Origin of the sequence: Ketobacter alkanivorans (assembly GCF_002863865.1) — a bacterium.
Lineage (GTDB): Bacteria > Pseudomonadota > Gammaproteobacteria > Pseudomonadales > Ketobacteraceae > Ketobacter > Ketobacter alkanivorans.
Map to the genome: position 1 here is coordinate 3,637,256 of NZ_CP022684.1, position 21,248 is coordinate 3,658,503.

Below are 21,248 nucleotides of genomic sequence, written 5' to 3' on the forward strand. Positions count from 1 at the left end.
CATGTTAAGTATATTACGCGCCGTACGTGATCGACTGGACCAAATTGGTGCTGAACCCGATCCCGAATATGATGCCCCGAAACCCACCTGGGAAAAGCGCCCGGGAGAACAAAACTACGCCAAACTGTTTGATCCCCAGGTACAGGAGACCAACCGTTACGGTCGCAAAATCGACCTGTTGGATCTGAGTGCGGGTGCGCTGCCCAAAGACGCATCCCTGCGCATCAACCAAAACCCGGCAGTGGGAGAAAACCCCAACCGTTACAAGCAGCACGGCTTCCACTTTACCTCTGACAACTGCATCGGTTGCCATGCCTGCGAAGCGGCCTGCAGTGAAAAGAACGGTAATCCAGCACACATCAGCTTCCGCTCCGTGGGATATGTGGAAGGGGGCACCTACCCCGACTACAAGCGAATGAACATCTCCATGGCGTGCAACCACTGCGATGACCCCGTGTGCCTGAAAGGCTGCCCCACCCGAGCCTACACCAAGCACGCCGAATACGGAGCCGTATTGCAAGATCCGGACACCTGTTTTGGCTGTGGCTACTGCACCTGGGTATGCCCCTACAATGCACCCCAGCTCGACCCCATTCAGGGTCAGGTATCCAAGTGCAACATGTGTGTGGATCGACTGGAAGAAGGCTTGAAGCCTGCCTGCGTATCCGCCTGCCTGGGCAACGCCCTGAACTTTGGCGTGATCGAAAATACCCCGGAAAACCGCGAACAGGTACTGCCCCAGATCCCCGGCTTCCCTGATCCCAGCATCACCAACCCCAACATCCGCTTCCAGCAAACCAAATCCATGCCCAATGAAGTCACCCGCACCGACTCCATGCCAGTGAAATACGCGAAAGGGGACGACGGCCAGTTTCGCTCCGTGGTGGATGAAAAAGAAGGCAAAGAAACCGCATGGAATTTCGCTCGCTTAAGCTCCCGCGAGAACCCGTTGGTGATCTTCACCTTGGCCACTCAGGCGGTTATTGGCGCATTCATAGCCGTGTATCTGGCGCCTTGGCTGGGGCTCGACAGCATCGCTGGTTTTGAAAGCAGCCTGCTGTTCATCCCCATGTTGGCCGTCTTTATGGGGCTGCAGTTGTGGGGGCTGGTGCTCTCCACCATGCACCTGGGCAAACCTTTCCGTTTCTATCGTGGCTTCAACAACCTGCGCTATTCACCGGTATCCCGCGAAGGTCTGGGTATAGCCCTGTTCCTCACCGGGCTGGGTGCTTACACCTTCTTTAAGCTGGTTAATATTTGGCTGGAGTGGGGCGCTGTAGAGGTGTTGGCACAACTGGCCGGTGGCTTTGCTGCCATCGCTGGCTTGGTAGGGCTGTGGTACATGCACAAAAGCTATCGTATCAAGGCCCGCCCTTTCTGGAATCACTGGCAAGTCATCACCTCCTTCTTTGGCACCATGTTCAGCCTAGGCAGCCTGCTGCTGGGCCTGTTCCTGTTGCCAGTGGCATTGATCAACGGCACCGACATCAGCAGCCTGATCACCGTGCTGGGCGCTATGGCCCTGATCGGTTTTGCTGCAGAGGGGTTAGGCCTGATCGCCCACGCCAAATACCTCAACGTAGAATCCGGCGAAGGCGCGGCCTCGCACTACGTACAGTGCACCACCTTCGGCAAAACCTACGCCCTGCGCAACGGCCTGATCGCCGCCAGCGCAGTACTGGCGCTGACCATGACCCTGTTGCCAGTGGGTATAGCCGGAGTCGCCCTGTATGCCATGCTATTAACGGGCGGCCTATCAGCACTGCTCATGGGCCGAGCCCTGTTCTACGTGCTGGTTATCCCCACCACCATGCCCGGAGCCTTCTTCTGGAAGAACAAAGGTTTTGAAGAACATGCCAGGGATGTGGGTTTGGCGAATATGCCGCAGGTGGGCGTGGTGCCGCATTTGCATTGATCCACGTTTTGCAGGCTGCGACCTGAATCAAAAAAGCCTCCAGCACCGATAATGCTGGAGGCTTTTTTATGTGTGTCAGAAACGTGGTAAAAATTTGAAAGCCGGGGTATTACCCATTACCATGCGCCAGCTCACAGGCATGTTGCCATTATGTGAGGTAATCTATGGATTTGATGGCATAATGGCTCTGCTTCGAACACGTTTAGTAAACGTGATTGGTTGTATTGTTTTGTGAATATTTGTCCAAGAAACGAACCTGATATCGCGCGAAGTAAGCGATATAGTAGATATCGCATTTGGTTAAAGTGGAAAAAGACATGCTTGAAAATTCAACGATTCTAGTAACGGGCGGTACAGGCTCGTTCGGTCATAAATTCATACCAATGACCTTGGATAAGTATAATCCTAAAAAGATTATAGTCTTCTCAAGGGATGAGATGAAACAATGGGAGATGGCTAAGCTTTATCAAGGCGATGCACGGCTGAGATTTTTTATCGGAGATGTTCGTGATCGTGAGAGACTATATCGAGCTTTGGATGGTGTTGATTATGTTGTGCATGCTGCTGCGACGAAGATCGTCCCAACTGCGGAATACAACCCTTTTGAATGTGTGAAGACCAATATCAATGGGGCTATGAACCTGATTGATGCTTGTATAGACAAGGGGGTCAAGGGAGTGGTGGCGCTATCTACGGACAAGGCGAGCAGTCCGATTAACCTTTACGGCGCCACGAAGCTGGCATCAGACAAACTGTTTGTGGCTGGCAATTCTTATGCCGGGGGGCATGAGACCAAGTTTTCTGTGGTCCGTTATGGCAACGTGATGGGCTCGCGGGGCTCGGTGATTCCGTTTTTCATGTCAATCAGGGACAAAGGCGTTTTGCCGATCACCGATCCTCGCATGACCCGCTTCATGATTTCCCTGGAGCAGGGAGTGGAGCTTGTTTGGCATGCCTTTGAGGATATGGTCGGTGGCGAAATCTATGTGAAGAAGATTCCGTCTATGAAGGTGGCTGATTTGGCGAGGGTGGTTGCGCCGGAAGCTCGTCAGGAGGCCGTTGGTATAAGGCCTGGTGAAAAACTCCATGAGCAGATGATTAGTGCGGAAGACGCATATTACACATATGAATATCCTGAACACTTCAAAATTCTTCCGACTATCAATGAGTGGGCAACCTGTCAGGAACGTATCAAGGATGGCAAGAAGGTTCCCGAGGGTTTTATCTATGCCAGTGACAATAATTCCGAGTGGATGACAGACGAGGAGCTTCAGGCTTGGATTGACGACAACTTCGTAGAGATTGGGAAGATCTGATGATTCCCTATGGGCGCCAGGAAATTACTCAAGCTGATATTGATGCAGTCGTTGACGCCTTAACGTCCGATTTTCTTACTCAGGGGCCGCAAGTGCCCAGGTTTGAAAGCGTGGTGGCGGAATATTGCGGGGCTAACCATGCTTTGGCTACGAATAGTGCTACTTCGGCCCTCCATATTGCGTGCCTGGCGCTGGGGCTCGGGCAGGGCGATTGGCTTTGGACGACACCGATCACGTTCGTCGCTTCAGCCAATTGCGGGCTGTATTGTGGTGCCAAGGTGGATTTCGTAGATATCGATCCACAGAGCTACAACTTGAGTCCTGGGGCCCTCGAGCGAAAGTTGGAAAAGGCTAAGCAGGAAGGCTGCCTGCCCAAGGTTTTAGTTGCTGTTCATCTTTGTGGTCAGCCCTGCGACATGAAGGCGATTCATGATTTGTCGCAACGCTATGGTTTCAAGGTTATAGAGGATGCATCACACGCTATAGGCGGTAAATACTGTAGCGAACCTGTGGGCAACTGTCGTTACAGCGATATCACCATTTTCAGCTTCCATCCGGTTAAGATTGTCACTACCGCTGAAGGTGGCATGGCATTGACCAACAATGTTAAGTTGGCTCAAAGGATGGGCTTGCTGCGCAGTCATGGCATTACTCGTGACGAAACCCTGATGACTCATGAACCGGACGGACCTTGGTACTACCAGCAAATTGATCTGGGTTTCAATTATCGCATGACCGAATTGCAGGCAGCACTTGGTACCAGTCAAATGCGGCGTTTGGATGCATACGTCGCTCGCCGACATGAATTGGCCCAGCGTTATAACCAACTGCTGAACGGTCTCCCCGTGACCTTGCCTTGGCAGCACCCCGACTCTTACTCTGGTTTGCACCTCTACGTCATTCGTATTCGTGGCGGCAAGGAAAAGCACCTTAGAGTTTTTGAAATGCTAAGAGCCCAGGGCGTTGGGGTAAATCTGCACTATATTCCGGTACACACCCAGCCTTACTATCAGGACATGGGTTTCCGGCAAGGCGATTATCCGGAAGCAGAAGCGTATTATGGCCAAGCAATTAGTTTGCCCATGTTTCCGACTATGATGGAGCAACAGCAGGATGAGGTTGTGGAAGCATTGCGCGTAGCACTCGGAGGGTTATGAGAAGCGTTATTGTCCTTCAAGCTCGTACCAGCTCTTCTCGCCTCCCCGGAAAGGTGTTGTTGCCTGTGTGCGGGTTGCCGTTAGCGGTATTGGCAGCCCAGCGAGCAGCGAATACTGGACGCAAAGTGATTGTTGCTACGTCGACGGAGGCCAGTGACGACGTCTTGGCCGATACCCTTAACCAGTTTGGAGTTTCCTGCTACCGGGGTAGCCTTGATCGGGTTCTTGACCGCATGCTTGCTGCCACAGAAGGGATGCCAGGTGAGACGGTTTTCATCCGGCTTACAGCAGATAACGTATTTCCCGACGGCAAATTGATCGACGAAGTGGAGTCGGAGTTTCTTTCTCAGGGGGTGGATTATCTTCGTTGCAACGGTATGGAATCCGGTTTGCCTTATGGCGTGAGTGTTGAGGTGACGCGCCTTGGGCATTTGCGGGAAGCTGCACGCAATACCGATAAAGTGGCTGATCAGGAACATGTTACCCCTTACGTCATTCGGAAATATGGGATAAGTAGTTTTAAGCGCTATCAGAACCTGGGTATGGGGCATTACCGTTGTACGGTCGATAATTTCGATGACTACCTCAATATATGTCGAATTTTCAGTGGTGTTTCAGACCCGGTTTCTATCTGTTGCTTTGATTTGATCGAGCGGCTAAGCGATGGTTTGTACCAACCATCGGTATCAGCCCCGGTTACAGATATGGTGATCGGTACAGCTCAGTTGGGTATGGATTACGGTGTTGCCAACAGACAGGGCGCCCCTTCCCAGGAAAGTGCTGAAGTATTGCTGAAAACGGCCATCGCCAATGGCGTAGCTTTTATTGATACAGCAAGGGCATACGGCAACAGCGAAGCAGTCATAGGTCGCTCATTGGCTGGAGGCTGGCATGGACGTGTCCCCATCATCAGCAAACTTTCTCCATTGACCCAATGCTCACCCTCTACCTCAATTCAAGAAGTTAAAGCTCTGGTTAATGCTAGTCTTTTTCAGTCATGCATGTCTCTCGGCGTGTCATCGCTTGATGTGCTCATGCTGCATAGAGCTGGCCACCTCCATATGTGGGGGGGGGCACTATGGCAACATCTTATGCAATGCAAGGAGGAGGGTTTGGTGAATGCGTTGGGCGTATCAATTCAGACGCCGGAAGAGTTGATAGTCGCGTCACGGAATACCGAAATCCAGTACCTGCAACTACCCATTAATGTACTGGATACACGCTGGAAAGATGCGATTTCTGCAATCACCAAGGCCAAAGCGCAACGGTCCCTAACTGTGCATGTGCGTAGTAGTTTGTTGCAAGGGCTCTTGGTCAGCAGAGACAGTAATCATTGGCTGCAAGCAGGTGTTCGAAAGCCGGAGACTATCTGGGCATGGCTGAATGATATGTGTAAACGTAGCAATAGCCAGAGTCTAGCGGATTTCTGTATTCGCTACGTTCGCTCTTTGCCATGGGTCGATGGTGTTGTGGTTGGCATGGAGTCACAACAGCAACTAGAGGAAAATCTGGCTTCTTTTGAGCGGCCATTACTGGAAAGCTCACTGCTGTCAGAGATCCACGCAACACGGCCTCTGCTGGATAATGAAACACTGGACCCGGCCCAGTGGCGCAAGGGGGAATCATGACGCAAGCGGCGGCTTCATTCAGTCTTGCCGGGAAGACTGCCCTGTTGACCGGCGCCACCGGCCACTTGGGTGAGCAAATGGCACTGGCACTGGGAGCGGCGGGAGCCAGAGTGCTGGTAAATAGCCGTTCTCTGCAGCGTGCTAATAGCTTGGCTCAACGCCTGCAAGAGCAGGGCTGTGTGGCGGATGTCTTGGCATTCGATGTGACAGACCAGCAACAGGTCAGCGAGGCTTTAGCGACGCTGCAAGGCCAACCATTGCATATTCTGATCAACAATGCGTATGCCGGTGGTGGTGGCACCATTGAAGAAGCTGAAACGTCACAGTACCATGACAGCTATGACATGGCGGTAGTATCGGCGCATAGGCTGCTGCAAGCGTGCTTGCCGAGCTTGCGTGAAGCGGTACGCCAGGATGGCGATGCATCTGTCATTAATATCGCCTCCATGTACGGCATGGTTAGCCCAGACCTGCGTATTTACGACTCGCGATCTGACACCAATCCACCGTTTTATGGCGCCGCCAAAGCGGCCCTGATTCAGTGGAGTCGCTATGCTGCCTGTGAATTTGGCACAGAATCCATTCGCGTAAACAGTCTCTCGCCGGGTCCTTTTCCTGCGGCCAGTGTGGAAAAAGCCAAGCCTGGCTTCATTAAAGCCTTGGTCTCACGCGTCCCCCTTGGCCGGATTGGTCGAGCGGAAGAGCTACAGGGGCCGCTGCTGTTTCTTGCTTCCTCGGCCTCCAGCTTTGTGACTGGGAGCAACCTGGTTGTGGACGGTGGTTGGACGTCATGGTGAAAGTGCTCTTCCGCACAGATGCCTCCACGCGCATAGGCACAGGCCACGTCATGCGCTGCTTGACGCTGGCAAAGGCATTGAAAGAGCAGGACGCAGAATGTGTTTTTATATGTCGTGAACATCCCGGCCACCTACTGGATCTGCTGGAGACGGAAGGCTTTGTCACCCACCGCTTATCTGCGCCACAACCGGCAACAGTATCCGGGGGGGCAAGCGATAACGTTGGCAGTGATTATGCCGCATGGCTGGGTGTAACCCGTGATCAAGATGCCAACGACTGCCTGCCGCTAATCAAGCAAAGTCAACCGGACTGGCTGGTGGTGGATCACTATGCTCTGGATGCCCGCTGGGAACAGGTATTGAGACCCCATGTGGACAAAATCATGGTAATTGATGACCTGGCCAACCGGGCGCACGATTGCGACCTGCTGCTGAATCAAAACCTGGGCAGCAAAGCAGCGGATTACGAAGGCAAAGCTCCTGCTGCTTGCAAGGTGCTAACAGGTCCGGAATTTGCCCTGTTACGCCCCGAATTTGCGGCCCATCGCGCAAGTAGTCTGGCCCGCAGAAAAACAGCGCCTTCGATCACCCATATTCTTGTCACCATGGGCGGCGTCGATGTGGATAATGTCACCGGTGCCGTGCTCGATGCTTTGACAAAAAGCCATCTTCCCGAAAGCTGTAGAATCTCTGTGGTAATGGGGGCACAGGCGCCCTGGTTGCAGCAAGTGCGTGCACAGGCGGCGGCCATGCCACATCAAGCAGACGTGTTCTCAGGTATCAGCAACATGGCAGAAGTCATGGCCAGTGCCGACTTGGCCATAGGCGCAGCGGGCAGTACCTCTTGGGAGCGTTGTGCGCTGGGTTTGCCTTCAATTACGGTGGTGCTAGCCGACAACCAGCAATCGATCGCCGATGCCCTTGTCCGAGCCGGTGCGGCCTTGATGTTAGAATTAACTTCAATAGAGGAAGCGCTGCCTAGAAAGATTGCCTGGATCAAAGCACAACCGAGCATCTTGAAAACCATGAGTGATGCTGCAGAACGCGTTACCTCTGGTACAGGTGTCACAAAAGTGATGGACTGGTTACAGGGAGTGCCTGCGTGCGAATAATGACTGAGTGGGATCTCGAGTCCGTGCTTGCCTGGCGTAATCACCCAGAGGTGCGACGCTTTATGTTCTCGCGCCATGAAATCGAGCTGCAAGAGCACAAGGCTTGGTTCGAAAAAGCAAGCAAACAAGCCAATCGCTATTTGTTGGTGTTTGAGCAAGACGCCCAGGCAAGAGGTTTTGTCAATCTTGCTGTTGCCTCAGGCAGCATTGCGGAATGGGGCTTCTACACCGATCCGAGCTCTCCAAAAGGCACAGGCAAGGCACTGGGAAATCAATTGCTCTCGTATGCTTTCGGTGAACTAAAGCTGCACAAGCTTGTGGGGCAAGTGCTGGCCTATAACGAACGGTCGCGGAATTTTCACCTTCGCTTGGGATTTCAGCAAGAAGGCATCCTGCGGCAGCAGCATTTCGATGGTGAGCAGTACCACGATGTGTATAGTTATGGCATGTTAGCCAGTGAGTGGCAGCAGCTTCAGGGAGAAAACCAATGACACGACCTTCCATTAGAATTTCCGGGCGCAGAATCGCCGATGATGTACCGCCATATATAATTGCTGAGCTGTCTGCCAACCATAATGGCAGTCTTGATACAGCGCTCCGTATTGTCGAAGAAGCCAAAAAAGCCGGTGCTGATGCTGTCAAGTTGCAGACCTATCGAGCAGACACCATTACACTGAATTCAGACAGCGACGACTTTCAGATCAAAGGTGGCTTGTGGAATGGCCGTACCCTCTACGAGCTGTATGAGGAAGCCCATATGCCCTGGGAATGGCACAAACCCCTGTTTGATCATGCCAGTGCACTGGGAATCCCCATTTTCAGCTCGCCATTCGATAATACAGCGGTTGATCTGTTGGAAGACCTGAATGCTCCGGCCTACAAAATTGCCTCTTTTGAAGCGGTAGATCTGCCGTTGATCAAGTATGTGGCTAGTACCGGCAAGCCGATGATCATTTCCACTGGCATGGCAGACGCCGGAGAAATCGAAGAAGCCATTACTGCCGCGCGTGAAGGCGGCTGCAAAGAGCTGGCGATACTTCACTGTGTCAGCGGCTACCCGGCCCCGGCGGAAGATTATAATCTGAGAACCATTGCCGATATGCGCCAGCGGTTTGGGCTGGTCGTTGGTTTGTCAGACCACACTCTCGATAACACAACCGCCATTGCCAGTGTCGTGCTGGGTGCAAACCTGATCGAAAAGCATTTCACTCTTGATCGTAATGGTGGTGGCCCAGATGATAGCTTTTCTCTTGAGCCTGAGGGCTTGTTGGGGCTTTGCCGCGATAGCAAAACCGCTTGGGCAGCGCTGGGGCAAATTGACTATGGTCGAAAATCAAGCGAGCAGGAAAATGCCCAGTTTCGCCGCTCCCTTTATTTTGTGAAGGATCTAAGCAAGGGGGATATTGTTACAGCTGATGCAGTGCGCAGTGTTAGGCCGGGTTTTGGTCTACCTCCAAAGCGTCTGGAGTCGATTCTAGGTAAAACGCTAACAGAAGGAGTCTGTTTTGCTGATCCTGTTTTGGATCATCTATTAAAATAAATACAGTCTACTAGTGCTGTTTGAAAGAAAAGGGGGGTTAGTAAACTACCCCCCCCATTTTTTAGTTGAAGTAATTAGAGGGCTCAATAGGCATTCTTGTTAATAAAGCCCTTGAGTAAAGTCATAAAGATTATTTTTATATCTAACCAAAGAGACCAGTTTTCAATGTAATGCAGATCGTGTTCTATTCGTTTGGTTAAATCTGTATCACCTCGCCAACCATGAACCTGAGCCCACCCTGTAATTCCTGCTTTTACTTTATGTTTCTGCATGTATCCAGGAATTTCGTCTTTAAACTTCTCGACAAATACAGGGCGCTCTGGGCGAGGACCAACTATGGACATATCCCCTTTCAATACGTTCCAGAACTGGGGGAGCTCATCTAAGCTGGTTTTACGTAGGAAACTGCCAAAGCGAGTGGCTCTATTCTCGCCAGCTTTTGCCCATACAGCGCCAGAATGCTTTTCCGCGCCCTTTGGCATTGATCGAAATTTGAGCATGTAGAACCTTCTACCATACCAGGTCAGCCTTTCTTGGCGGTAGAAAACCGGACCTGGAGAGGATAGTTTCACTCCGATGGCGATTAATAATAGTATAGGGGATATGAAAAGAAGGATTAAAGCTGCCAGCACTTTGTCTTCCAACGCTTTAATGTATCGGTTAGCACCATCCATGGGTGTGAGCGACAAATTAACCACTGGCAGGCCTGCTACAGTACTAACTGACTGATTGAGCAACTGAAAACCAAAGATATCTGGGACAAGGCGAATGTCAGCTGTGCAATGGCTCAATCCCTTAAGAATTACTTGGATTTGCTTCACTTTCGAGATCGGCATGGCGATCCAAACTTGATCAACGCGGTGTCTTAAGATGTAATCAAAGGACTCTTTAATTTTTCCGTTCACTAAATGTTCATTTAATCTGGCGATTTCCTTAATATCAGCATCATTTGTAAAAAAAGCGCTCAATTTGAACCCAGCTTCGCTAGAATTTGCTAGAGTTTTGGCCACTTGCTGACCGACATCACCTGCGCCTAGTATTACGATGTGGCGTTGGTTGTAGCCCAACGAGCGTAGCTTATTTAGGAAACTACGGAGCATTAGGCGGCCACACAAAAGCCCAGCTAGTCCGATTAAGCACCAAGTAACAGCCCAGGATCGCGAAACACTGGTTTTTGTTACGAAAGTGAGAAGGGCCAATAGTAAAAATATCATGGCCCAAGCGCCGATAATTGTGCCTAGCTCGTGTGTTTTTGTCGATCCGCGCCAATTGCGATAAAGATTGAAAGAAGGGGCGATTGCTGTGAAAAGGGCAAGTGCTAGTACTATTGCAGTTATGTATTGAGGTTTCGGAGGCCAAGCCCCCAACGTAATATAGTGCGCTATCAGTGCCGACACGAGCATGACAAGCCAGTCAAACGTTCTCAATAACCAAGAGAATAAGAGAGAATGCTCCCGTAAAAAGCCTTTGCTATGCATCCTTGTAAAAATCCTTTACGTATTGGGGCGTGGTTGCGTATATCATGGAACAGCGGTTATTATAGCAGCATATAGTCAGTGAATGATTGTTTAGAAGGCAGATTGACACCTCGCTCTAATTGTTCGAATTGAGTTGGCCAAATATTCAAAAATATATTTCTGATTAAGCTAAAGCTTTATCAATAAAGTCCTTCAAATTTATCTTGAAATTATGGACATCGAACTTTATTGCGTGATTTCGGATTTTCTCAGGATCAAAAGTATCATTGGTGCTTTCAAAATGTTCAATGGCTTGATTAAGTGACTGTGCTGTCTGTTCATGGAACAAAATACCGGTTTCTCCGTTCACGACTGTTTCAAGCGCGCCTCCTTTAGCAAACGCTATAACTGGCCTGCCTGAAGCCATTGCCTCAAGGGGGACTATCCCAAAATCCTCAATGCCTGGGAAAATTAATGCTCTACATCTTGAGTAATGCTTTTTGAGTTCTTGAAATGATTGTTTTCCTAAAAGTGTAATGTTTGGGTTTGCAATACGACGATAGTGCTTAAGTTTTTCACCTTCACCGATTATAACCAGCTTCTTACCATTTGAGTTAAAGGCATTAATAGCAATGTCCGCGCGTTTGTAATCAACTAGTTGTCCAACAAGCAAATAGTAATCGTCCTTCTCTTCCGAACATGTAAATGCACTAAAGTCTACAGGGGGTTGGATTACTGTTGATTTGCGTCCATAGTAATTTAGTATCCTCTTAGATACGTAATTCGAGTTTGCTATAAAGTGCTTAACTCGGTATGCAGTACTAAAATCCCACATTTTTAAATAGTGAATAAGCAAAGGCATCAGTAAACGCTTTAGAAAAGATGATTTTGACCTGTATTCATAATACATATCCCATACATATCTCATAGGGGAATGACAGTAACAAATATGAATGGCATCAGGGCCGGGAATAATTCCTTTGGACGGTCCAGACTCGCTAGAAATTATCAAGTCATAACTCGTTAAATCTAACTGCTCGAGAGCTAAAGGCATTAACGGTAAGTAAGATTGGTACAATCTTTTTGACAATGGCAGCCTATTGATGAAAGTAGTACCTTTGATCCTTGATAATATATTAGGTGATACGCTTTCCGGATCAACGACATGACAAAAAATATCAGCGTGTGGATAAATTTCGAGTAGTGCTTCAATTACCCTTTCACCACCCCGCATATTAACAAGCCAATAGTGTACGATTGCGACTTTCATACTAATTCCCGTGGTTGTTCAGTTTAAGCACCAAACCAATTTTTTACGTACGTTGTTCCAATTAATGAATCGAGGTGTTTTGTGTCTTCGATAAAGTACTGTTCGAGTGACGTACGATCACTGGGAGAAAGAGTGGGCATCTCTTCATTTCGGTAGCTACGATACAAGAGAAGAATTATCCTGCTGTGCTTAATCTTACCCACCAAATTGGGGAAACCTAAGTCCCTAACCAGTGAGGCCATCGTTTTAAGCAGCTTGGCAATGTAAAAGGATCGTGCCTTCTCTGCGGATCTAACAATACCTATGTTTGATGGGTCATAAAAATCAATGCCTAAAAATTCGCATATTGTGGCGGCGTAATCAGATTGGGAGTTCTTTAGGGTGCTGAAATCCAAAATGCAGATATGTTGGCGCGGAAATAACCCAAAGTAACCATTAAGATGCTTAAAATACAGGCTGTTATCGATGATCTCAGGATGTTCTTCAATTGCGCTCCAGAAATCTGTTTTCGTGATGCCGCTTCTTACTAAGTAAAGATAGTGAGAGAAACTTCGATCTACAGGGTTTCGCAGTGAAGTAAGTAATTTAATTTCTGGATTAAAGCTATAAATACGGTTTGCGGCATCGAGACTAAATAAATAGTCGTGGCAGATCTCTCCACTTGCTGAAAAGTTAGAATTTACGCTTTTGAAAAAACTGAGATACCAGCTTGCGCCTTTCTTAAAGTATCTATCAAAAAAATAGATATCTTTGCATTCTGGAACAAAGCATTGAGGGTGTGATCGTAAGTATTCGAAAAGCCATGAAGAGCCTGTTTTGTCTGGACCTATAAAAATAAAACTGGGAATGTTGTTACTACTTTCCATCAAATGCACCCTCGTAAGCCTCGATATACTGAGTCACGCATTTTTCCAGTGAAAAATCATGAGCTTTATCTACGCATAAGCTATTCATTGATCCTAGGCTTTCAGGGTTTTCTAGAATTCTGTCCAGAATCGATAGCAGTTGTTTGGGGTTGTCAGGGTCGTAAATCCATCCAGTTTGTCCTTCATCTATGGATTCGGGTATTCCACCTCTATTACTTCCTATAACGGGCTTGCCGTAGTTATATGACTCATAAACAACCCTGGGCAGTGGGTCGTGCCATAATGAAGGTACTATAAGAACGTCTATATTGGGAAAGAATTCTTCGGGGGAGATCCAGCCGCTGAATGAGATGTGCTTCTTGTCAATGACACTATGCTTCAGCGTTTCTACATACTTACTATCGCCATCTCCTGCAATTAATACAGAATACCTGCTGCTGTCCAGTTGGGTTAGTGTATCCAAGAGCTGGCTTAGCCCCTTTGAGGGATGCAGTCTACCGATGAAACCAAAGACTACATGCGAATCAGCACTTCTTCTAGAAAAGGCTGGCGTGCGATTGAATGCGCTATAGATAACTAGTTTCTGAGTGGCTTGATCAAAGTATTTTGAACGTAAATGGGTGTTCAGTATAAAATTGCTATTACCTACAACTGTATTGATTTTGTTGGAAAAGAACTTTCGGCGTTGAGTCAGCAGCCTACATTTAAAACATCTTTTGTCACATGTTTTACCGTGAGACAGCATTGTCCCTTTGGCACAAAGCAAATAATAACCACGTAACGTATGAACGATTGGAATCGACATCAAATGTGCTGCACGCCAAATGCCAATGCTAACACCACCTAGATTGTTTGTGTGTACTACATCGGGAGTCTCTTGATTCAAAATGTTGATGAAAAATTTTGTGTATGAGTGATTGATCTCACCGGATATTTGCCAAGCTATTCTTCCTATAGGTGTTCGGATTGAAGTGGTTGGCGACGAACCAAAATTTGTGTCTTTAATATAATAAACCTTAATGTCATTGACGGTGTCAATGAATGAATCACATGCGTTCCCAGCAAGCGAAACGATGACGACCTCATGGCCTCTGCTCTTTATACCTTGAGCCAAGGTTTCTACAGAACGTTCTGCACCACCAAGATTCCAAGGATAATAATAATTATTAAATATTAAGATTTTCATGCTTTTAACTGCGTTTACCTATTTCTCGAGCAGGAACACCAGCAACTATACAATAGGGGGCGATATCCTTAGTGACCACTGCTCCTGCACCTATCACCGCGCCCGTCCCAACGTGTACCCCTGGAAGAATGACGGCTGATGTTCCTATCCAGACGTCATCATTTATAATAATTGGTTTAGAAATTGACGCCTGATCTTTTATGAGTGCGGAACGTGCAATGCCATGATTGCCTGCTTGTATACTAACTTTGTTTGCAATGCGAACGGCGTTTCCAATAGTGATATTGCCCGATAAAAAACTGAATTCATGAACGGAGCAGTGATCACCTATCGTTACGCAACCCTTAATGACGGTGTAGGGAAAAACTACGCTGTGTTTGCCAAGGCCCTTTAATCCTTTATGCTCAGACGTCAAAGCTATCCTGCTTGTTGCCTGTCTAAATCGAATTATAGAATTCAGGATTCTCATTAAGGATATAAGTTTTCTAAACATTAGTCAGTACCTGCTAAAACATAGCGATGGACTTCGTTTGAAACCTTGTTCTTCAGGTGTGCCATGGGTAATCCAGATACGAACGCTTCTGGCCGGGCTAATGCTAAACTGCTTGCGTAATGAGCAACGGCTACGATGCGTTCCTTGCCCAATTTGGTGACCCTGCTACCGTAGTGAAAGCAGCGGCTGGTATCTCCAAATACCATTGTACCTTTAGGTGCGGTGAGTGTCTTGATGCAAGAGCTGCCTATTGTATCCTCAACTTCTTGATCCGAGACTCGATATCGTTTGGTTGTCCATTTGTAATTAAGTTTCTTTCTGAGCGCTGAAGATTTAGTGGCATCTATAAGAGTCAATGGGCCGTCGTTGATTGACACATCTGTGGCATAAATAAACACCTTAAGTTGAGTGGTATCTAGGTTATCGCAGTGAAAAAGCTGGCTACCTGATGCTTGCTCTGGAGAAAAAGAAGATCTCCAAACACCCAGATTAACTAATAGCGGAACAGCTTGAAAGTATTCAGTAGCGATACTGAGTATGTTCTCATCTAAAGCAAATTTTAGTAGTGGGTGATCTATACCAATTTGATCGTAAGGGACTAGTCCAGTATTAAGATAATCTTTTTCACTGCAGACATTGGGTCCGCAATTTTTGCAGGTGTTAAGTGAAAACTTGATTACTTCATTACAGTTAAAAACGTCGCCATTATCGACAACCAAAAAGCCTTTGTCATGAGGGACTTTAGCTGTATCCGGCTTGATTGCCGTGTGTGCTAGCTTTCGTCTTATTCTGTAGCTAGGGCTGAATGCATTGTAAAGAAGTGAATATAGGTGTCTGATACCTGCGCTTTGTGTCCTAAATATGCTGGCGGGATCTGATATGAATTTTCGTAAAGTTGGTGATGCCATAACGATGATTTCTCTAAATGTGCCCTTGCTTCTTAGCATGATAAAAAGATGCTATCCAATTTCTTGTTTGACAAGAGGTGAAATATTACTGCTTTGAAAATGATCGAACTAATAACGGCTAAACAAACTATGGTAAGCGATTGGTTGGTGTTGAGTATTAGGATTAGAAACCCCATACAGCAGATAATCAGTATGACTATCACGCCTACTATTCTATCGAAATTCGATAGAAAAGCTTGCAAATATTGCTTTGGACCCAAGGTGCTTGTGATTAGATACCCCAAGGCTATTGGCAGGATCAGATAGGATATTCCGCTATATTCTGGGCCTAACGTATACTCAAGAAAAAATGAATATCCAATAGACAGCAAAAGTGACGCAAGCCCATACATTCTAAGTTGTGACGCCGCTTCATTTGAGTTCTTTAGGAAGCCGGATTTATCTTTTGCATCGACATTCCTTAACATTTTGGGGAGATATTGAGTGAGGATGGATTGATGGGCTGTTTTATATAAGATGGATACCTTCAAGCCAATAACCAACCATGCTGCAAATTTTTCTTGTGAGGCCAGATTGGCCATTGGAATGAAAATTTGGGGTATAAGAGTTAAAGTTGCTCCATATATCATGTATGTAGAGTGGGCTAGTATGGGGGGGGGTGACCAATTATCTGTATTACTTGTAACGCGATTTTTTCTAAGTGTAGAAACCTTGTCCGTGGTTAGAACAACATAGCTATATACAAAGCTAAGTAATCGACTTAATGCAAGGCATAATATTGCATTAAAAAGATCGAGTGGAATTACTAATATTAACCCAAAAAAACCTATCTGAGGTATTACGCTGTTAGCAATTGTAGAATGAACAGGCATCAATGTGCCTTTTGTGGCTTCTGCTGTAAACTTTGAGAACGCCCAGGCTGTAACTGTGAGAGCAATTAGAATTGAGACTCCATCGCCATTAATGAGGTGAACTAGTAAGCCTATGACTACAATAAGAATTGATGAGGTAGCAATTTTTTTTAGGAGCGAGAAGAATAGAATGGACCGGCTTTCCACATCTCGGATAGATGGAGCTTCTCGAACGATTATTCCGCTACAGCCCAAGTCAACAAATAACACTACAATTGAGATCAGAAAAATGGTGCTGCCATAATCTGCCATATGATTGAGCGTAAGGCCTCTTGCTAGAATGATCGTGTTGATATACCCAAATGCAACACCAATAATTCTTAGCGCCAGTAAAATATTGGTTTTTGTAAGAACTTGATTAATCAATTTGGTGTTCTCACAGAAAGTTTATAATTGAAAGGGTTTTGCCTGCATGCAATCCACAGAAGGTGCATAGGGATACACCATAGTATGAAGAGAATGGGGGTTTGAGCTATTATCCCTCCAAAATGAAGAGTTAATATAAATCTAACTGCCATACTTAGGGGGTCTTTCTTTAATTGATTTGTATGTGTATTTAAAGATTTATAGAATATTCCTGACAGAAACCCTCCTAATATTACGCCAAAAAAATGATAGTTTAAGTACCATTGGCCGTGGGCAGCTATAGGCCATCCTCCTTCACTTTCCGGTCTGTAATGTTCTTGAAACCAGTGACCTGGATGTATGTATGTAGGTTTTTCTTTCCAAATTGCACGTGGGATAACACCTAAAGTACCGTTTACAAAATCCTCTCCATATCGCATGTTTCCCTGAGTTGCCCAATCCCTGTATACCAAAAGCATGAAGTCAAAATTATTCAGGTTTAGCCCTTTAGTTAAAGATCGGGCCAGTGATGAATATTTTTGGGTAAGATCTGTTTCGGACTGCCCTGTTGCAAGGTTTCTTGCCGCGTGTAGTCCAAGCGGTAAGCTAACAAAGAATATTCCAGCAACTATAAAAGAGAATATTCTCTTCCTGTTTGTAAGACGTAAGCTTAGACCAAAAAAAAGTATAACCATGGGAAAAACAACACCAGATCTGTCCCCTGTAACAAGCGTCAGTAGAATATTTAGGGGGAATATTATTAATGCGAGAGCTAATAATTTTCTATCAAGGTTTGTTTTGTGCAGCAGAATGAGAAGTAACGTAATAGCACTCAGATAATTGCTTAATAGTGGAATGGCTTTCAGGAATTTAAAATCACCAAACAAGGTTCCTTTTATTCGGATTTCAATCATTGCTTGAATGAAACCGCCGGCACTTATAACCGCCTTTGATATCATAAACAAAGAGATGGAAGTGAGTAGGACCGAGGCAATTATTATTGGATACACAGAGTAGTTTCGATTTATGCTTGGGAAAATGGGAAAGCACATCTGGGCTGTTTCACTCTTGATCAAATATCCCGGGATAAATGAAAGCAGCCAAACTACGGTTATAAGACATACTCCTATAAATTCATCATAATAACCGTCGAGAAAAAGTGATTCTGGAAAAGGGGTATCCATCGAAAACGCGATAAAGGCAGGGCGAACCCCGAAATCAAGAAAGAAAAAAAAGAAGTAAAAAAAAGCCGCATCGAAGTGCTCTTTAACGCAGACGCGATAAAAGAGTAGAAAAGCGGCAGCTAAAGACAATACAGACAGTATCATTTATATCAACACGGCTTTTTTCGCAGTTTCACTGTAGATTGCCTCAGCTATGCTATAAATCGGATCGTTTACTATATATTGCTTTAATTCTTCCTTCTTCGGCTTGTCTTTCGCGGTATGATGAGGGTTGTTGCGAGTCATGGTAAATACGATATCTTCTTGGTCTTTGCTCCAAGGAACTAGTTCCAGATTAATATTGTACCGGCTATTAATCTTTGCGATGACTTCGGAAGGGTTGTGAATTACGTCCTCGAATTTAAAAATCAGTATATTCTTAGGCTTCTTTAGTATTAATGAATAGAAGCTGATATACGCTTTTAAGCATAGGCTGGTGGTGAGCCATGCTTGTCTGTTCATGGCACCGGCGATTGCATCTTCAGGCCTCCGAACTAGTATAACGGTAGGGATTGACCTTTCAGCGCTGTAGATAGCTTGCATGGGAATATGAAGATGATGTGCAATAGCAATTTCTGGATTCCAGCTTTTCACGACTTTATATAGGAACGTGTTAGATGATCTTGGAAATCCTTCGATGCAAAGTTGAGTTCCACTCTGAGCAATTCGGTTGTTTTTCCAGAAAGGCCATATTCTCATTAGAAAAAAGGCGATCCGGCTAGATCCAAGTAAGTTTCTGAGTTTGTAGCGTGTTCGATATGCTGAGTCGATTAATTGCATAGGAAGTCAACCGTCGTTTTGTAACTGGGCACTGGTCTGCAACTAACAAGAGATCGAAGAGCGTATAAGTAAAAACCGGTGTAGATGAGTGCTGTATCTTTCAGTGACAAGGACTTGCGCCATGAACGATTTTCTCTTAGATGTATGCCGGATTCTTTTTTGCTGGCTGTTTTTACTACTGTTTTTCTACCGAGCAATGTTGGCTCATAGAATATTGGTTCTTCGGGGATGTTAAGGTAGGCGCAGATTTTTCGTATTGATTGTTTGCTGGACGTATTTGTCGTTAGTGTCTCGTAGGTAAAAAAATAGGCATGATTTTTTCCTATCTCTATATACCTAGAGAGTTGTCGCCAGGCTATATAGGATTCTTTGATTTTCGTGAGGGCTGATATCGTTATCCCACGTCTTTTACGATCATTGAGTATGCTTGCGGTTACATGAAACGGGTTGCGTAAAATAACAACGATTTTCCCTTCAGGGAACATGTTCTTAAAAAAAGGAAAAATTGTTATCGGGTCACCACCAACCTCTTTTATACCCCACATTTTGGGAGCGTATCTTTGTTCGCAAGCCTCGACAAATGACGTAATGTCAATATATAGCAAATCCCTCAGCGAATGGAGTTTAGAGTTGGACAGCTTCTTGCCGCAGCTTTTAATGTAAGTGTCCAACTTAAAGCCATCCAGGCTTTCATTGTTGAGGGCTGTGCCTTTATTTCGCCATTGTTTTATCGAATCACCTTCAATGGAAAAATAGCGGGAACTTAAATCGTCAAAGCCATTTGGGATGTGGGTGGACAGATACTTCAGTTTCAGTTCATATGGGTATACAGGAAGATATTCGGATCCATCGAATAGATTTTGAAGTAGCGTGGTCCCAGACTTTCTTGAGCCATAGAACAACACGGGTGATTCAAACCATGGTGTGTAATTCATCAGTGAGTTTGTTCCTGAACTTCGACTAAATTGCCGTACTTGGTTTCTGTTAGATGATACTTGAAATCGAAATTTTGGTATTTGCTGGACAAAAATCTGTTAGTAACTTGCAGTATAGTATCGCTATCAAAATATTCTGGTGAGTTCTCCCACTTCAACTGCGCATTTTTTACTCTTTGTAGCAGGGTGTTTTTTATGCCAATTGAAATGCAGGCCGTTGATATTATGCCCGCAACATTCTTTAACATATGTTGAAGTATGAAGTTGTTGGATCTAATTTTGTCCTGAAGAATCGGTGTCGAGAAAGTGTTTTTTGATATGGAGAGAATGTGAGACAGTGCTGCCGCCGATCTAAGAATAGAGTCTCCCTTGTCCGCTGAAAACAGTTCATTGATGCATGTGTCATCTACTTCATAACTGGATTGAGAATTGTCTAAATAATTTTTGGCAGTGGACTCGAAGTCTTTTTGCTTAACAAAGTTATAGTATTTAAAGTAATTGCGGTGATGGGTACCCCACTGCTCAACAAGATCGAGGCAGATCACTGGCTTTCCTAGATAGATAGATTCAAAGAATGATGTCGAAAGAAATTGGACTATAAGATCTGCTTTTACTGCACTTTCAATAAATGGAGTACCTATGTCTATCTCAACATTATTAAGTTCTGATAAGGAGCGGTACGCTTCTTGCGATTCGCCAGGGTGGGGCCTGAGAACTACGTCTATATCTGGGTTCGATATCGAAAATTGGTGTGCCGTAGCGATAAATTTATCAAGTGCAGTTTTGTAAAAACCCTGAAAATCGTCTTCTGGCCTAATTCCATATTTTTTGAGAGCCCAGTTGTATTGGTTTTGAGGCATTGTTGCCCAAAGAAAATCAGAAACAAAGAGAACCTTTTTATTGTTTGGAGTATCTCTACTTACAAGTTTGTCTCTGTCAATTAAGCTTAGCTTTGGACATCCTACTATGTAGATTCTGTTTTTAGGTACTCCGGCAACTTCATGTAAGAGTTTGGCGAATTCTTCGCCCCATACCAGATGATACTCTACATCTCTATCATATTCTAAAGAGCAAGTAGTGTTTAGCTTCTCTTCATAAAACCTTGGATCAATTAGTTGTTCGCTATGAAAGTGAACTAATTTAGAGTTGCTGCGGTGTTTCCATGCAAGAGTATTTAACGTACGTTTTGCGTTATATGATGGAGTAACCAGAAGGTCGCACTTTTGCTTCGAGGTTTTGAAGAATGAGCTTGTTCCGTTGCACCATATAGGATCTTGAGGCAGAAGGCTTATCTCAAGATCGAACTTGTTTTCTAAGATAGTTTTCAATATCGTGAGATATGGGAGTTCTCGGGTGGCAAGGTCAATTTGTATATTAATATGGTCTGTCATTTAGTTGGCTAACTCCCA

Annotated in this window: 18 protein-coding genes and 1 pseudogene; 8 read left to right on the forward strand and 11 right to left on the reverse strand. The window is 45.8% G+C overall.

From position 1 onward, the window contains the following. Nucleotide 1: 1 nt before the first annotated feature. From Kalk_RS15495 to pseI, 8 genes are all read left to right on the forward strand, one after another. Nucleotides 2–1,915, forward strand: coding sequence for a DmsC/YnfH family molybdoenzyme membrane anchor subunit (locus tag Kalk_RS15495; RefSeq protein WP_101895111.1), 1,914 nt, complete (start codon nucleotides 2–4; stop codon nucleotides 1,913–1,915). 317 nt (nucleotides 1,916–2,232) lie between these two features. Beyond that, nucleotides 2,233–3,231 carry a UDP-N-acetylglucosamine 4,6-dehydratase (inverting) gene (pseB, locus tag Kalk_RS15500; protein WP_101895112.1) on the forward strand — a complete coding sequence of 333 codons (999 nt, stop codon included), beginning with the start codon at nucleotides 2,233–2,235 and terminating at the stop codon, nucleotides 3,229–3,231. Beyond that, nucleotides 3,231–4,388, forward strand: coding sequence for a UDP-4-amino-4,6-dideoxy-N-acetyl-beta-L-altrosamine transaminase (gene pseC, locus Kalk_RS15505; RefSeq protein WP_101895113.1), 1,158 nt, complete (start codon nucleotides 3,231–3,233; stop codon nucleotides 4,386–4,388). The genes pseB and pseC overlap by 1 nt, the downstream gene beginning before the upstream one ends. Beyond that, the gene (locus Kalk_RS15510) at nucleotides 4,385–6,016 is read left to right on the forward strand and encodes an aldo/keto reductase (RefSeq protein ID WP_101895114.1); all 1,632 of its coding nucleotides are present in this window, start codon (nucleotides 4,385–4,387) and stop codon (nucleotides 6,014–6,016) included. The genes pseC and Kalk_RS15510 overlap by 4 nt, the downstream gene beginning before the upstream one ends. After that, a complete protein-coding gene (locus Kalk_RS15515; RefSeq protein ID WP_101895115.1) occupies nucleotides 6,013–6,813 on the forward strand; it encodes an SDR family NAD(P)-dependent oxidoreductase in 801 nt (266 codons plus the stop codon). The genes Kalk_RS15510 and Kalk_RS15515 overlap by 4 nt, the downstream gene beginning before the upstream one ends. Then, the gene (pseG, locus tag Kalk_RS15520) at nucleotides 6,807–7,925 is read left to right on the forward strand and encodes a UDP-2,4-diacetamido-2,4,6-trideoxy-beta-L-altropyranose hydrolase (RefSeq protein WP_101895116.1); all 1,119 of its coding nucleotides are present in this window, start codon (nucleotides 6,807–6,809) and stop codon (nucleotides 7,923–7,925) included. The genes Kalk_RS15515 and pseG overlap by 7 nt, the downstream gene beginning before the upstream one ends. Next, nucleotides 7,925–8,416, forward strand: coding sequence for a UDP-4-amino-4,6-dideoxy-N-acetyl-beta-L-altrosamine N-acetyltransferase (gene pseH / locus Kalk_RS15525; protein ID WP_101895117.1), 492 nt, complete (start codon nucleotides 7,925–7,927; stop codon nucleotides 8,414–8,416). Before pseG ends, pseH begins: the two co-directional genes overlap by 1 nt. After that, complete coding sequence (gene pseI / locus Kalk_RS15530; RefSeq protein ID WP_101895118.1) at nucleotides 8,413–9,465, forward strand: pseudaminic acid synthase; 1,053 nt, start codon at nucleotides 8,413–8,415, stop codon at nucleotides 9,463–9,465. The genes pseH and pseI overlap by 4 nt, the downstream gene beginning before the upstream one ends. A gap of 83 nt (nucleotides 9,466–9,548) precedes the next feature. Here pseI and Kalk_RS15535 read toward each other — a convergent pair whose 3' ends face one another. The 11 genes and pseudogenes from Kalk_RS15535 to Kalk_RS15585 form a co-directional block, all read right to left on the reverse strand. After that, the gene (locus tag Kalk_RS15535) at nucleotides 9,549–10,943 is read right to left on the reverse strand and encodes an undecaprenyl-phosphate glucose phosphotransferase (RefSeq protein WP_101895119.1); all 1,395 of its coding nucleotides are present in this window, start codon (nucleotides 10,941–10,943) and stop codon (nucleotides 9,549–9,551) included. A 163-nt stretch (nucleotides 10,944–11,106) separates the two neighbouring features. Continuing rightward, on the reverse strand, nucleotides 11,107–12,192 hold the full coding sequence (locus Kalk_RS15540; protein ID WP_101895120.1) for a glycosyltransferase: 1,086 nt from the start codon (nucleotides 12,190–12,192) through the stop codon (nucleotides 11,107–11,109). Between the two features lie 23 nt (nucleotides 12,193–12,215). Then, complete coding sequence (locus Kalk_RS15545; protein WP_101895121.1) at nucleotides 12,216–13,058, reverse strand: sulfotransferase domain-containing protein; 843 nt, start codon at nucleotides 13,056–13,058, stop codon at nucleotides 12,216–12,218. Continuing rightward, nucleotides 13,048–14,244: a glycosyltransferase family 4 protein gene (locus Kalk_RS15550; protein WP_101895122.1), complete on the reverse strand. Its 1,197-nt coding sequence runs from the start codon at nucleotides 14,242–14,244 to the stop codon at nucleotides 13,048–13,050. Before Kalk_RS15550 ends, Kalk_RS15545 begins: the two co-directional genes overlap by 11 nt. A 10-nt stretch (nucleotides 14,245–14,254) precedes the next feature. Then, a pseudogene (locus Kalk_RS21805) lies at nucleotides 14,255–14,413 on the reverse strand (DapH/DapD/GlmU-related protein); the annotation flags it as partial. A 323-nt stretch (nucleotides 14,414–14,736) separates the two neighbouring features. Next, complete coding sequence (locus Kalk_RS15560) at nucleotides 14,737–15,645, reverse strand: phytanoyl-CoA dioxygenase family protein (protein WP_158643526.1); 909 nt, start codon at nucleotides 15,643–15,645, stop codon at nucleotides 14,737–14,739. A 32-nt stretch (nucleotides 15,646–15,677) separates the two neighbouring features. Continuing rightward, the gene (locus tag Kalk_RS15565) at nucleotides 15,678–16,922 is read right to left on the reverse strand and encodes an MATE family efflux transporter (RefSeq protein ID WP_158643527.1); all 1,245 of its coding nucleotides are present in this window, start codon (nucleotides 16,920–16,922) and stop codon (nucleotides 15,678–15,680) included. Next, nucleotides 16,919–18,229 (reverse strand): O-antigen polymerase, encoded by a 1,311-nt coding sequence (locus Kalk_RS15570; protein WP_101895125.1) that lies wholly within the window; start codon nucleotides 18,227–18,229, stop codon nucleotides 16,919–16,921. The genes Kalk_RS15565 and Kalk_RS15570 overlap by 4 nt, the downstream gene beginning before the upstream one ends. Then, a complete protein-coding gene (locus Kalk_RS15575; protein ID WP_158643528.1) occupies nucleotides 18,230–18,718 on the reverse strand; it encodes a hypothetical protein in 489 nt (162 codons plus the stop codon). It lies immediately after the preceding gene. 176 nt (nucleotides 18,719–18,894) lie between these two features. Then, on the reverse strand, nucleotides 18,895–19,839 hold the full coding sequence (locus tag Kalk_RS15580) for a sulfotransferase (protein WP_101895127.1): 945 nt from the start codon (nucleotides 19,837–19,839) through the stop codon (nucleotides 18,895–18,897). Further along, a complete protein-coding gene (locus Kalk_RS15585) occupies nucleotides 19,839–21,230 on the reverse strand; it encodes a glycosyltransferase family protein (protein ID WP_101895128.1) in 1,392 nt (463 codons plus the stop codon). Before Kalk_RS15585 ends, Kalk_RS15580 begins: the two co-directional genes overlap by 1 nt. Nucleotides 21,231–21,248: the final 18 nt, after the last annotated feature.